The following is a 12,457-nucleotide window of genomic DNA, read 5'->3' on the forward strand; positions in this document are numbered from 1 at the left end:
AGACAATGAGTCATCGACCGGATCACCGGCAAATATGCCGCGTCATTGCGCGGCTGGGAGTATTCACGATTATGCTGCTTGGTGCAGGTAACAGCTTTGCCCGACCGAATCTCACCCCGCTGGGGCCGAATATCGCCGACCGGGGATCGGCGTATTACCATTTCACCGTCCGCCAGTTTGACTCCGCCGACGGTCGCCGCCATTACAAAGTGTGGACGGCGATCCCGGACAAAGCACCGCCCGCCTCGGGCTATCCGCTGCTGTATCTGCTGGACGGCAACGCGGCAATGGACAAACTTTCCGACGATCTGCTGCGGCAGCTGTCGGCAGTAACGCCGCCGGTGCTGGTGGCCGTCGGATATCAGACCGATCTGCCGTTCGATCAGCTGGCCCGCGCTTATGACTACACCCCGGCGCACTGGCGCGATCGGCAGAATCGGGGCGGCCGGGAAGGCGGCGGCAGCTCCGCATTTCGCCAGCTGCTGACGCAGACCATCGCGCCGCAGGTGGAAAAAGGGCTGCCGATTGACGCGCAGCGGCGAGGGCTGTGGGGCCATTCTTACGGCGGGCTGCTGGTGCTCGACAGCTTTCTCTCCGCGCCATCATTTAACGATTACTTCGCCGCCAGCCCGTCGGTGGCGCAGGATGATTTCGTGCTGCTCAAGCGGCTGGGCGCGGTCACCAAAGATGAAGCGAAGGGCAGGAGGCTGCACCTGCTGGAGGGCGACGGGGATCTGCCGCGCCCTGGCGAAGAGCACCGGCCGGACGCGCTTGCCGCCGTACGCGTCGCCGTCGCGGAGCTTAGCGATAACGGTGTCGGCGTGACCTGGCAGCTGTTTCCGGGGCTGCGCCACGGAGAGATGTTCCCCGCCTCCCTGCGCAGTGCGCTGCTGCAAATGGCGGAGGTACAGTAAGAGCCTGGCTTAGCTGACAACTCGCGAGTGCAGAAGTAAGCGGCGTCGCCCGCCGATCAGCAGCGTCAGCGCGAATCCGGCGGCCGCCATGCCGACGTCAAACCACATAATGCTGGCAATGCTGTGCTGCGACAGGCGGGCGGTGATCAGCGGGACAGTAAACGTGGCGAGGCTGCCCGCACTGTAGTAAATCCCGGTGGCCTTTCCCTTGGCCTGCGGGAACTTCATTGCCATTACCGTCAGTCCCAGCTGCACCACGCCGCCCGCCGCCGAAAAGCCGATGACAAAGGCGAACAGCGCGATAATCCGCGCACTGGGATAAAGGCTGATCGCCAGCAGCGCCAGCAGGGAGATAAAGGTATAAAGACGCAGCAGAAGCAGCGAGTTGACCAGCCGGTTTACCAGCAGCGCGGTGATAAATACGCCGCTCAGCGACCCCACGGTATAGACGCTGAGCAGCTGAATAGAGGCCGAATACGGCATTAAAATGACAAATTCCGCAAACTGCGCCAGCCACTGGCTGACGAGGTAGAAGGTGGCCATGGAAATATAGCCAAACAGCGTAAAGCAGATGATGTCGGCCAATGCGCGCCTGTCTTCCAGTATCAGGCTTTTTCCGCCGGGGGTGGCTGCCTGTGGCGGTCGGTGAGCGGGGAACGGCCGCCGCAGCAGGAAAATCCCGTTAACCAGCATAATGGCGGCGGCAACCATAAACGACCAGCCGAACCAGCTGTGGCTCAGCATCAGCCCCCAGATGATAAACGGCAGCAGAAACTGGCCCGCAGAGACAAAGGCTTTAATCAGAATGGTGGCCGTACCGGGAGAATGAGGAAACGCTTCCATCAGCGCCGGGTAGGTACCGGCATCCAGGAAACTGTTGGCTACCCCGGCCAGCAGTCCGCAGGCAAAGGCGGTAACCACGCTTTGTGCCGAAACAATGCCGAAGAAAAAGCCGACGTAGCACAGGATACCGAGCAGGATAAACGGCCGGCGGCCAAATTTATCGGAAAGCATACCGGAAACAAACAGCACCATCAGGCGGCCAAAGCCCAGTGAGGCAATCACCACCGAAACGCCCGCGGCATCGGTATGCCACTGCTGCTCAAGGTGCGGCATGTTCAGGGTGATCAGCAACACGCCCATACCGTGAACCAGATAATTCAGATACAGCCCGACGGCGGTCGGGAAAAAGCGATTGGTCATGGTGAGTCTTCGGCAATACGACAAACGGAGTACGGGTGGCTCCGCGACTGAGGGCAGCATGATGCCTGCGAGGGTCAGTCAGCGGCAACCTTTTTTATCAGCGCAGCGTATTTCCCTCCTGATGCCAGCAGCGCATCATGCGTGCCGTTCTCGGCAATGACCCCGTTTTCGAGCAGCAATATCCGATCGGCCTGGCGCAGGGTGGCCGGACGATGGGCGATCAGCAAAACAGTCCGTTTCTCCCGCAGCTGGCTTAGCGCCCGGTGAAAGGCCTGTTCGTTCTCGTTATCCAGGCTGGCGGAAGCTTCATCAAGGATCAGAAAGGGTGCGCCGGTCAGCAGGGCTCGGGCAATGGCGATACGCTGCCGCTGGCCGCCGGAAAAACGACTGCCGCGTTCGCCGCAGTCGCTGTCATAGCCATCCGCCAGTGCGCTGATAAAGCCGTGTGCCTGTGCCAGTTTCGCGGCCTCTTCGATCTGCTGCGTGCTGGCATCGGGGCGGCCCAGGCGGATATTATCGGCAACGGTGCCGTTAAACAGATACACCTCCTGCGGTACCCAGCTGATTAGCTGGCGCAAAGCGGTCAGCGACATTGAACGGATATCGGTGCCGCCAAGAGTTATTGCTCCGCCGTCATCCACGTCATAAAAGCGCAGCAGCAGATGAACCAGTGTACTTTTTCCCGCGCCGGAACGGCCCGCCAGCGCCACGATTTCACCGGGTTGAATCGACGCCGACAGCCCCTGTAGAACCGGGCGCTGTGCGGCATAGCCAAACCACACTGCACTGAAGGCCAGATCGTGGCGATTCGGTGGCGGTGCGCTACCGCTGTCTTTCACCCGCGCGGGATAATCGACAATACGCATAATCCGGGCGGCACCGGCCCGCAGTTCACCGAGCTGGCTGGCGGTCTGCGTCACATCAACAATCGGCAGCAGCGCACCCACACCGAGTACCAGTACCAGCGGCAGCCACAGCGGTGAGAGGCTGCCCGCGTGCAGTAGCGTGCTGGCGGCGGCAATCAGTGCCAGCACCGCCCCCGCGCTCAACGCATCTACCGCCGCGAATTCCAGCCCGCTGCGGGAGCCGTAGCGCTGCTGCATACTGCCCACTTGGCGGGAGCGTTTAAGCAGCCGCTGCATAAAGGCGGCTGACTGACCAAACGCCGCCAGCTCGCGCTGAGCGTGGATAAACTCAGCGGTGTCGGCATTCAGCTGCCCCTGTTCGTGCATCATCTGCTGGCCCTGTAAGGCAGCACGGTGCGCCAGCCAGAGCGGCACGGTCGCGACCAGCAGTAAAAACGGCAGCATTACGCCAGCCAGCAGCGGGTCGAGCTGCCACAGCGCGATCAGTGCGGCCAGCGGCACCACAATCGCGCCGACGTAATCCGCCAGCGTATGGGCGTAAAAACGCTCCATCAGTTCGGCATCGGCGGTGGCAACGGTCGCCAGATCGCCCAGCCGCTGGCCGCTGGCGCTATCCGGTGCGGAACGTTCGAGCCCGTCGAAAATCGCCATTTGTAGCTTCTCGATCAGCGCAAAGGCCAGATCGTGGGAAACCCACGCCTGCCACCAGCGGACGGCGGCGGTGAACAGCACCAGCACTCCCAGCCAGCCGCATGCCCGGGGCAGTAAGACCGTATCGCCGCTTACGGCGATACCGACAATCCAGCCGCTTATTGCCATGCAGGCCAGCGTGCCGCCCTGAGCCAGCACGCCGGAGATGACCGCCATGGCCAGCAGCCAATACCGGCCGCGCATCATGCTCAGCAGTCCGGCGATGCCGCCGTGCCCGCGCTGTTTCATGGTGCTTCTCCCTGGGCGGCCATCAGCTGCGCGTAGCGACCACCGGCAGTATTCAACTGATGATGGTTGCCCTGTTCCACCAGCTTACCCTGGTCGAATACCAGAATGCGGTCGGCGTCCTGAATGGTTTCCAGCCGGTGGGCGATGGCGATCGTTGTACGGTGTTTGCGCAGCCGGGCCAGGGCATCGCGCAGCGCACGTTCGCTGGCGGCATCCAGGCTGGAGGTGGCTTCATCAAGGATTAAAATAGGGGCATCTTTCAGCAATGCCCTGGCGATAGCCACCCGCTGTCGCTGCCCGCCGGAGAGGTTCGCGCCGCGCTCACCAACCGGCGTATCCATACCCAGCGGCAGTCCGGCAATAAACTCGCCCAGCTGCGCGGCCTCGGCGGCAGCCATCAGTTCATCAACGCAGGCGTCCGGCTTGGCCATGCGCAGATTTTCAGCCAGCGTGCCGTGGAACAGAAACACCTCCTGCGAAACGACGCCGATCATTTCCCGCAGGCTGTGCAGCGACAGCTGGCGGATATCAACGCCGCCGACGAGGATCGCACCGGCATTGGCATCAAAGCAGCGCAGCAGCAGGGTGACGAAGGTGGATTTACCGGCACCCGAGGGGCCAACGAGAGCCACGAACTGCCCCTCGGCGACCGTCAGCGATACATCCGACAGCGCCAGGTTGCCCTGCGGATAGCGAAAGCTGAGGTGTTCGATGCGAATATCATGGCGCTGCGGCTTTGCCTTTGGCACCGGCGGCTCATCGACCGGCGCGGTCAACGTCAGCAGATCGTTGATCGGGCCGACGGCACCGCCCGCCGCCCAGGCGGTGTGAAAGGCGTTTTCCAGCCGGATAAGCGGGCGAAACGCTTCCCGGGCGAGGAACAGCGTCAGCAGCAGGACAAACGGTGATAAATCGTTTTCCACCACGCGCCAGGCATTGAAAACCAGCACCAGCGCCATGCCGCTCAGGCTGACCAGTCGGGTGATGCCGCCGCGCATCAGAATCACCTTCAGCGTGGCCATCGACGCCTTGCGCAAATCCAATGCCTGTCCGGCGAGCCGGGCGCGCCACGGCGTTACCGCACCGAACGCCTTCAGCGTTAGCAGACCCTGTAGCGCATCCAGCAGCGTGGCGGCAAAAGCGCCCATCGCAGTAAATACGCCACTGGCTTTCGGCATCTGCCAGCGCATCCACAGCTCGTCGAGCAGCGGAAAGGCCAGGGTGAAAAATCCCAGCAGCAGGGCCGACCGCCAGTCGACAACGGCCAGCGTCAGCACAATCAGGCTACAGCCAGACAGCGCGCTGAACAGGGCGGGGAGGTAGCGACTGTAATAGCTTTCCATCGCTTCTACGCCGCCGTTAACCGTACCCTGAATATCGCTACCGGGATGCAGCAGCGTGAGGCCGGGACCAAAGCGCACCAGCTGATTCAACAGCCTCTCCCGCAGATGAACCTTACAGGCCAGCGCAATACGCTGAGCGGTATACTCACTCAGCCACAGCAGCAGTGCACGCAGCAGGATCGTCACCGCCAGCATCACCAGCGGTGGAGCAATGTCGGCGGCCAGCCCCTGTTGCATCAGCATGTAAAGCGCATCGGCGGTCAGCCACGCCTGCGCGCCGTAGCAGGCAATTATCAGCAGATGAATCATCCCATTGAGCAGCAGATGAGGCAGTAAAGGGCCAGTCAGACCGGCAACTGGCTTTTGCATTTTTTACTCCTGGCCGTTCAGCGTGGTCCAGAATGAACCCTGTAGCGGGAAGGCAAGGAAGCGCTGGTTCAGTTCGTCGAAGGTTTTTGCCGGGTCGATATCGGCAAAGGCCGCCGGGTGTAGCATTTTCGCCATCTCCTCCACGCCGATAAAGAACAGCGGATTATCGAAGAAGAACAGCCAGATCCCCGCGCCCTGGCGGTTGTGGATCGCCGACAGGCTGGCGAGCGACGGATTCGAGACAATCACCTTCAGCGAGCGGGCACTTTCTGCTGCTGAGACGCCAGGCCCGACGTTCAGCCCCTGACGGCTGACGCTGGAACCGCCGCCGGCCAGATAGAAGTCCGGCTTCTGCGCCAGCACGTATTCCAGATTCAGTTTGCCAATCGCCTGATTCAGCGTTTTCACACCGAGGTTTTCACCGCCCGCCACGGCAATAAAGTCGCTCATATTGCCCTTACCGGAGGTAAAGCAGCACTCTTCACCGCCAGGGTTAAGGTGGAAGAACACCGTTGGCCGCGTGGTCTCTTTCGCCACCCGCTTCGCTATTTCGTCCATATGCTGTTGGTAAAAGGCGATAAAGGCCTCGGCCTGCTTTTCGTGGCCGGTCAGCCTGCCGAGCATGCGCATGCTGGGAACGGTTTTGGTCAGCGGATGACGGAAGAAGTCGACAAAAATATAAGGCACATAGGCCGCATCCAGCTTGCTCAGACCGTCCGGGATCGGGCCATAAAGCGTAAACACCACCAGGTCGGGTTTTGCTGCAATGGCCGCCTCCATTGAGAACGTTCCGCTGTTCAGATCGCCAATCTCAGGGATCGATGCCGCCTGCGGGAAGCGCTGCTTCAGCGCCTGCCAGGTGGCGGGCGAATAGCGTTGCAGATCGGTGCCCCAGGCGACCACGCTGGACAGCGGATCGTTATCCAGCAGCGCCAGTGTCATGATGTGGCGGCTTTCGGCCAGCACGATGCGCTTCGCAGGCGCAGGCAGGGTTACGGTGCGGTTAAGCATGTCGGTCACCGTCACGCTGCTGTTTTCAGCGGCGCGGGCGGTGGTGAACAGCGCGCAGGCTGCAAGCAGAAATACCATTAGCAGTACGTTGAACGTACCGCGGGCAGGGGAGCCTGCCCGAAGTAACATCATCATGTTATATCCTTACCAGCGGTAGCTGACGCTGCCCACGACGGTGCGATCGGTACCCTGATTGCACGAGGTGGAAGAGCAGGTTGAGTAATAGTCTTTGTCGAACAGGTTGTTGACGTTGACTGCGGCGCTGACCCCTTTCAGCGAGCTGTTCAGCTGGCCGAGATCGTAATGCACGGCGGCATCCACCACGGTGTAGGACGGCACGCGGATTGTATTAGCGGAATCGGCCCAGGTTTTGCCTACGTAGCGCACGCCCGCACCGATGCCGAGGCTGGCCAGCGGCCCCTGCTGGATGCTGTAGTCGCCCCACAGCGATGCCATCTGTTCCGGCAGTCCGGTCGGGGTTTTACCCACTAAACTCTCGTTGGCAGATTTGCTGTTTTCCAGATCGTTCCACGTATAGCTGGCAATCACTTTAAACGCCGGGGTGATATTGGCACTGGCAGACGCCTCAATGCCTTTAGAGGTGATCTGTTCAGACTGCAATGTATCCAGTGCGTTAAGCGGGTTGGTGATGGTGACGTTGTCCTGTTTGAGATCGAACCACGCCAGAGTAAACAGGCCGTCGAAGCTTTCCGGCTGATACTTCACCCCGGTTTCAATTTGTTTACCGGTGGTCGGCTTGAAGGTGGCTCCGGTCAGCTTATTGGTGCCCAGTACCGGCGCGAACGAGGTGGTGTAGCTGACGTACGGGGCCACGCCGATATCGGTCAGCCACGTTAGTCCCGCGCGCCAGGTGAAGTGGTGATCGTCCTGATCGGTGCTGGTGTTGCTCACCCGGTTAGCGGTGTGGACCGACGCCCAGTCCTCGCGGGCGGAGAGGTCGAGCATCAGTCTTTCGGCCAGTGCCAGCGTATTACTGAGATACACCCCGGTTTCATCGGCGGTCTGATAGGTGCTGGTGAACGTGGTCGCTGGCGTGGTGAAGCGCCCACCGTAGGTCGGGTTGTAGATATCAACTGACGGCGCAGCACCGTAGTTCAGGTAGTAATCCTCGCCGGTGCGGCGATAGGACACGCCCACCACCGAGGTGCCGCGCACCGGGCCCGCATCCCATTCGGCCTTAAGGTTGTTATCCGTCGCCAGAATCTTGCCGATAATGCCGAACTGGTAGGCACTGCGTTTCAGCGTGCGCATATCCGTATCCAGCCCCGCGCCGGAATACGTCTGTGTCAGCAGATCGGTATAGCTGTAGCGCGCGGCGGAATGCGCCGACCAGATATTATCGAAGCGGTGATCCAGCTCATAGCCGACGTTGAACTGGGTAATGTGGTTGTCGAGATTACTGCCGTCGAGGTACTGGTTGCGCGGGATTTTTCCGTTCGGGTTGCTCAGCAGCGTACCGTAAATCGGCGTGTAGCTGCGCGGCGGGCCAAAGGTGTCGCGGCTGAATGAAGAGAGCAGCGTCAGCGAGGTATCGGTATTTGGTTTCCAGGTCAGCGATGGTGCCAGATACATCGTGTCGTCCGGCACGTTGTTGAACTGGGTATTGCTGTCGCGGCCGACGCCAACGACGCGATAGAGCACGGATTTATCATCGGTCACCGGACCAGACACATCAAACTGCCCCTGATAGCGGCCGTGATTGCCCACCTGAACGCCCACTTCGTGGCGAGAATCTTCGGTGGGGCGTTTACTGACGGCGTTAACCACGCCACCGGGTGAACCGCTGCCGTACATGAACCCGGCCGGGCCGCGCAGCACGTCGATGCTTTCCATACCGTAGGGCTGATAGCGAACGTAGGACTGTGCTGAAGTGGATCGCAGGCCGTCCAGCAGCGCGCCGTTCAGCGTGGCATCAAAGCCGCGAATGCTGAAGTAGTCAAAACGAGAGTTGATTGCCGATGTAGAAGTAAAAACGCCGGGTGTGTAGCGCAGCGCTTCGGTGGTGGTTTGCACATTACGGTCGGTCAGCTCATCGCGACCGATCACGCTCAGCGACTGCGGTGTGGCGACCACCGAGCTGTTGGTACGGCTGCCGGTTCGGCTCTGTTTTGCCACATAGCCTTCGTTCGGCTTTGCGCTGTCGTCGGCGGTCACCGTCAGCGTTTGTTCATCGGCGGGCTGCTGCGCCCGGAGTGTCGCTGACAAACCGAGCGTGGCAAGGGCCACGCAGGCGGCGATCGTTGAAAATTTATGTTTGTTATAGTCAGACACCAGAGCCTCCCCGGCTTTTACTGTGAAATAAGCGCTGACTATTCTCGCCAGAGGGGGATTTTCGGCAACGCCGGAGGCTTTCGCTGGCGCGACTATTTCTTTCGATTTTTGAACGCGGTTACGGTCAATAAAGGCATGTTAATTATAAGGTTACCAAAAAAAGACTTTCGTCTTGAGGTGGACGGCACGCGGTGAGGCTGGTAATGTGAGAATGAGAATCGATTTCATTAGGTGATTGCCACGCCCGGTGAAAACCCGCCTAAATTAACGGACAGTGCCATGAACAAGTTCAGCGACAGCGTGCCTGAAAGCGCGCTTCCTCTACCTGCAAGCCACGCCATGTTTGACGGCACCATTGCCATGAGCAGCGGTTCGCTGCGGCCTGAGAAAGACGAATGGTTACAGGAACAGCTAGTACCGGGCCTGAAGCTCATCGTCGTCGATCGAGGAGAGTTGCTTTGCGATCTGCCCGGTTCCGGCAGGCAGCACATCACCGGTCCCTGCGTTTGCGCGGTGTGGAATCAGCAGGAAGGGGAGAGCCGCCAGCGCTTCGAGCCTGGCCGACAGCTGGATTACACCACCATCGCCCTGACGCCAGCCGCCGTCGCCAACCATATCGACAGTGAATTTCAACAGCAGCTGGAGGCATCTTTTCAGTCCCGGCGCTTCAGCGGGCCGCGCCTGCTGGTGCTGGAGGCGTCCGCCACCATCAAATCGCTGCATGCCCAGGTGGCGACCTGCCCGATGCAGGGACTGTCCAGAGCGCTGTTCCTTTCCGGTAAGGCGCTGGAAATTATGGCCCACGCGCTGGATTCTTTGATCTCACGGCCGGTACAGGAAGTAGGTTCGCTGCGCCTGTCGAACAGCGATATCGACAAGCTGCATCTGGCGAGAAAGCTGCTGGCGGAACGCATGCTTAACCCGCCGTCGCTGGCTGAACTGGCGCTGAGCGTAGGGTTTAACACCCGTAAGCTGACCGTCGGATTCCGCCGTCAGTTCGGTGAAAGCGTGTTTGAGTATCTGCAAAATCTGCGGCTGGATACCGCGTGGCGGATGCTGACCGAAGGGGAAGTCAGCGTATCCACGGCGGCTTACAGCGTGGGCTACACCCCGGCGCATTTTTCTGTCGCCTTTCGCAAAAAATTTGGTGTTTCGCCAAAATCCCTGCGCGGATAACGTACCTTTAGCTGAATTTCGCCCATCGACATTCATTTTTCTTGGTGGCGCTAAAATACCATCCCGCTATGTTTTAACCCTCTGAACAGGGTGATAAATAAGGGGAAGACGGTGGCTGGTGGAGAGAAAAGACGGTTAAAAACGCTGGTGGGCGCGAGCAGTGCGATTTATGCCGCTGCCGATTCACCGGTGACTTACGGCATCGATCGCGCCGTGGCGCTGGCAAAAATTGCCGAACGCGAAAAAATCACCGGACTGTTTACCGCCGATCTGCTTCAAAGCGATCCTGCCGGGCTGGCGGGGATCACCGGTAGCCAGGACCCGATAGTCGTCCTGGCGGCGCTAAGCCAGGTGACGCGACAGATTGGCCTGATTGCCACCGTGACCACCACCTTTCAGCACCCTTACAATCTTGCCCGATTAATTGGCACGCTGGATCATATCAGTGGCGGTCGTGCAGGCTGGAACGCCGTCACCTCATCTGTCGGCGAGGAAAATTTTGGCGGCGGTGAACTGCCCTCGCCGGAAAGCCGCTACGCGCGCGCCACCGAATTTATTGAAGTGATCAACGCGCTTTTTGACGCTAATGATCCGGCTGCCGTTAGCAGACTGTCCAGCGGCGGTGCGAAAGTTGATCACACCAGGCTGCATCCGGCGAACTATCGCGGTGATTTCTTCCAGGTGGCCGGGCCACTAAACGTGCCGCCGCCGCCGCAGGGCCGACCGGTACAGTTCCAGGCCGGACAGTCGGAGGCCGGGATCACACTGGGTGCGCGCTATGCTGAGGTCATTTACACTTCGCAGCCTACGCTGAGTGCCGCACAGGCTTTTGTCAGCGATGTACGTCAGCGTGCGCAGCAATTCGAACGGCCTTCTGCCCCGTTAATCATGAATTCGTTCCATTCGATCATCGGTGAAAGCCCGGCGGATGTGGCACGCAGGCTGGAAGAGAAGCACCAGCGCATCGATTATCAGCGCGGCCGCCTGCGGCTGGCGGATATGCTCGGCGGCAGCGTTGATCTGCACGATTTACCGCTGGATGGCACGATTCCTTCACACCGGCTGCCGGAGCTGGCCAGGGTTAACCGGCGTCGTGGACGGGCCGAGATTTTCACTCGTTTTGCCCGCGAAGGGCATACCCTGCGCCAGCTGATTATTGCCGCAGAGGAAACCGGGCACTGGTTTGTGGCCGGGACGCCTGAATCGCTGGCCGATGCCATTGAGGAGCGCTACCGCGTCGGCGTGCTCGACGTGATCTCACTGCACGGGCTGGGGCAGCCGGAGCAGCAGGATCTGCTGCTTAATGGCTTGCTGCCTGAGTTGCGCAAAAGGCAGCTGCTGGATGAGGACTATCGCGGCGCGGATTTCCGCAGCAGTCTGGAGCTACCGCCGCTGGCAGCGTGGACGGGCAGGGCACCGCGTCTGTAAAAGGGTTAAGACACAGGGCCGTAGAGCAGCCTGTCAGCAAAATGCCGCGGCCACGTTGCGCAGCTCAGCAAGGCCGCTGAGGTTTTTCTCCTGTACCAGATCCTGATTGATTTTCAGGATCACCGCTTTCACCACATCCGATATTTTGCTGAGGTTTTGCTGCTGCATCAGGGCCGTCAGCTCTGCCATTTGCCGGGGGCTGATCTTCATCGACAGACGTTTTGATGCTTTCGCCTGTGCCAGTTCGCTGTTTAACAGCGATTTCAGTTCATCCTTTGTATAGCGTCCGCTGATCAGCGCATGCAGGTAATAGAGGATCAGCATCTTGCTAAACTCCTCGCCAAGGGATTCGTCGATCTTCTGTGTCGCGACGTTAAGAATATCCAGAAAGTGCGCCGGAACTCTGACTTCCAGCGGCTGCCGGTTTTGATCAAACGCCTGTTTGATCTGCGGCGTGCACTGTGCCGGGATAGAAACGACCTGCTGACAACCGTTACAGACGGCCGCCAGAATATTTTTAACCGCGCCGCTGCGATCGCTGAAATCAACATCACGCAGCAGATAGGTTGCCGTTGATTTACCGCAGTTATGGCACAGGACGTTTCGTGTATCGCCTTCTTTCACAATCTTCATGATCGTTCTCCTGCTGTGCAGATATGTACGCTAATAAAAATGATGTCCGGTTCTAAAAAAAAGAATTTCACATACCAGCGTTGACCCAGCCGCCAGGGTTTAAAAATGTGGACATCAATACTGCTGTCCTGATGATGCGGCGAGCACTGGTAATGTTCACCGGATGTACCGCCGATAAGGTCAATGACCCATGCTTCACTGACTTGCCCGGTTGCAAACAGGTTTTTCACATCAATATTGCCCCGGGTTTGGTGATCGTATGCTCCCTCGGTGAGGCAGTGTA

General features: G+C 59.6%; 10 protein-coding genes. 3 read left to right on the top strand and 7 right to left on the bottom strand.

The genetic code is table 11. From position 1 onward, the window contains the following. Positions 1-5: 5 nt before the first annotated feature. A complete protein-coding gene (locus tag OMR58_RS25025) occupies positions 6-914 on the top strand; it encodes an alpha/beta hydrolase (RefSeq protein WP_264547243.1) in 909 nt (302 codons plus the stop codon). A gap of 9 nt (positions 915-923) precedes the next feature. On the opposite strand, the gene OMR58_RS25030 is transcribed toward OMR58_RS25025, so the two are convergent. From OMR58_RS25030 to OMR58_RS25050, 5 genes are all read right to left on the bottom strand, one after another. Beyond that, entirely contained in the window at positions 924-2,117 is a 1,194-nt protein-coding gene (locus OMR58_RS25030; protein ID WP_264547244.1) for an MFS transporter, read from the bottom strand. A gap of 74 nt (positions 2,118-2,191) precedes the next feature. Beyond that, positions 2,192-3,922, bottom strand: a complete 1,731-nt coding sequence (locus OMR58_RS25035) for an ABC transporter ATP-binding protein (RefSeq protein WP_264547245.1) — start codon at positions 3,920-3,922, stop codon at positions 2,192-2,194. Beyond that, on the bottom strand, positions 3,919-5,634 hold the full coding sequence (locus tag OMR58_RS25040) for an ABC transporter ATP-binding protein (RefSeq protein WP_264547246.1): 1,716 nt from the start codon (positions 5,632-5,634) through the stop codon (positions 3,919-3,921). Before OMR58_RS25040 ends, OMR58_RS25035 begins: the two co-directional genes overlap by 4 nt. Before the next feature lie 3 nt (positions 5,635-5,637). Further along, entirely contained in the window at positions 5,638-6,780 is a 1,143-nt protein-coding gene (locus OMR58_RS25045; RefSeq protein WP_264547247.1) for an ABC transporter substrate-binding protein, read from the bottom strand. A 9-nt stretch (positions 6,781-6,789) separates the two neighbouring features. Further along, positions 6,790-8,937, bottom strand: coding sequence for a TonB-dependent siderophore receptor (locus tag OMR58_RS25050; RefSeq protein ID WP_264547248.1), 2,148 nt, complete (start codon positions 8,935-8,937; stop codon positions 6,790-6,792). A gap of 279 nt (positions 8,938-9,216) precedes the next feature. Here OMR58_RS25050 and OMR58_RS25055 point away from each other — a divergent pair, with 279 nt between their 5' ends. Both OMR58_RS25055 and OMR58_RS25060 read left to right on the top strand, forming a co-directional pair. Then, positions 9,217-10,113 (top strand): helix-turn-helix domain-containing protein, encoded by an 897-nt coding sequence (locus OMR58_RS25055; RefSeq protein ID WP_264547249.1) that lies wholly within the window; start codon positions 9,217-9,219, stop codon positions 10,111-10,113. Positions 10,114-10,224: 111 nt separating this feature from the next. Beyond that, positions 10,225-11,541, top strand: a complete 1,317-nt coding sequence (locus OMR58_RS25060; protein ID WP_264547250.1) for an NtaA/DmoA family FMN-dependent monooxygenase — start codon at positions 10,225-10,227, stop codon at positions 11,539-11,541. 33 nt (positions 11,542-11,574) lie between these two features. Here the strand turns inward: OMR58_RS25060 and OMR58_RS25065 are convergent, their stop codons facing one another. Both OMR58_RS25065 and OMR58_RS25070 read right to left on the bottom strand, forming a co-directional pair. Continuing rightward, positions 11,575-12,174 carry a hypothetical protein gene (locus OMR58_RS25065; protein WP_264547251.1) on the bottom strand — a complete coding sequence of 200 codons (600 nt, stop codon included), beginning with the start codon at positions 12,172-12,174 and terminating at the stop codon, positions 11,575-11,577. Beyond that, entirely contained in the window at positions 12,171-12,404 is a 234-nt protein-coding gene (locus tag OMR58_RS25070; protein WP_234471722.1) for a hypothetical protein, read from the bottom strand. Before OMR58_RS25070 ends, OMR58_RS25065 begins: the two co-directional genes overlap by 4 nt. Positions 12,405-12,457 lie beyond the last annotated feature (53 nt).

This window comes from Erwinia sp. INIA01 (assembly GCF_025947915.1).
GTDB lineage: Bacteria > Pseudomonadota > Gammaproteobacteria > Enterobacterales > Enterobacteriaceae > Erwinia > Erwinia coffeiphila.